Origin of the sequence: Brevundimonas sp. P7753 (assembly GCF_013386595.1) — a bacterium.
Taxonomy (GTDB): domain Bacteria; phylum Pseudomonadota; class Alphaproteobacteria; order Caulobacterales; family Caulobacteraceae; genus Brevundimonas; species Brevundimonas bullata.
This window is the reverse complement of sequence record NZ_JACARP010000167.1, coordinates 1-1,243: the sequence shown is the minus strand read 5'-3', so window position 1 is coordinate 1,243 and position 1,243 is coordinate 1. Positions and strand designations below refer to the sequence as shown.

At 61.4% G+C, this 1,243-nt stretch carries 2 protein-coding genes; one reads left to right on the top strand and one right to left on the bottom strand.

Annotated elements, in window-relative coordinates; translation table 11 throughout:
* A partial coding sequence (locus tag HX774_RS18740; protein ID WP_178828943.1) for a TrbC/VirB2 family protein occupies positions 1-269 on the bottom strand: 269 nt, incomplete at its 3' end.
* Positions 270-643: 374 nt separating this feature from the next.
* Between HX774_RS18740 and HX774_RS18735 the strand changes: the two genes are divergently transcribed.
* The coding region (locus HX774_RS18735) for an Ig-like domain-containing protein (RefSeq protein WP_178828942.1) at positions 644-1,243 on the top strand (600 nt) is incomplete at its 3' end.

Here is a 1,243-nt window from a genome sequence, read left to right as displayed (position 1 = left end):
GCGCCGAACAGGATGAAGCAGCCCAGGATGACGACCGCGCCGTGGCGCCAATTGATCCGGCCGCTCAGCATCAGCAGGCCCACGCAGGCCACGGCGATCACCGCTACGACCGTGGCGATGGTGCCGAGCAGGGTGCCTTGCAGCCACTGGACGGCGGAGACGATGGGGCCAGAGCCGGCGGGATCGACAAGAACGGATTGGGCATACGCAGTGATCGGCTGCATCAGCGCCGCGCTGAGCGCTACGGTCCCGAGTTCAATTCTACGCATAATGCCCCCCGGCAGTCTCTGCACTCCTCAAGATAAACGCCAGATATGCGTTATTGCCAAGCCGCAAGCGTCGATGTGAAGGGCATCGTTGTGTGGCTATCCACAGTCTTGGCGTGTTGGAAGATGGTTGCATCCGCGAAAGCAAGTCGATCAGTCCGGAGTTCCGAAGGGCCACCTGGAACTATCCACGCCGTGGATGAATCTAATCATGAGTTAAAGCTTGACAGTGTGTCATGGTCTCGCGTTCTCTTTACAGGTTTGGGGGCTGTAGAATCTTAAGGGTGGGTTGGCTTCCTGACGGAAGATTGGCCGCGCCGGAAGTGTCTCAATGCTCCCGTTTTTCGAGGTCTGTCCTCGATCGGAGCGCCTTTCTGATGAGACGTTTTCTGAGAGGGTGCGTCGCTTTCGCGGCTCTGGCGGGATCTATTGGGCTTCCGGCATCAACGGACGCTGGCACGCAGTACCAGTATGATGCGCTCGGACGTCTGATGCGAGTGACGTATGAGACCGGCGTCGTAGTCCAATATAGCTATGATGCCGCAGGCAACCGCTCCCAGGTCGCAACTTCCGGGGTCAATCGTGCTCCGGTCGCGAACAATGACACGGCGAACGCCACGGTTTCGGCTGCCGTGGATATCATGGTGCTGGCCAACGACAGCGAGCTGGATGGTGATCCGCTAACCGTGACGGCGGTTGGCGCGCCCTCAGGCGGCGGGACGGTCGCCGTCCAGGGCGGCGGCACGCATGTCCGGTACTCCGCTCCGACGACGCCAGGGGCAAAGACCTTCACCTATACGATCTCGGATGGGCGCGGAGGTTCCGCCTCGGCGACGGTGACGGTCAATGTCACTGCCACCAACCAGGTGCCTGTGGCCGTCAATGACACGGCCGTCGTCACCGCCTCGATGGCGGTGGACATCATGGTGCGGGCCAACGACAGCGACCCCGACGGTGATGCGTTGACGGTCACGGCC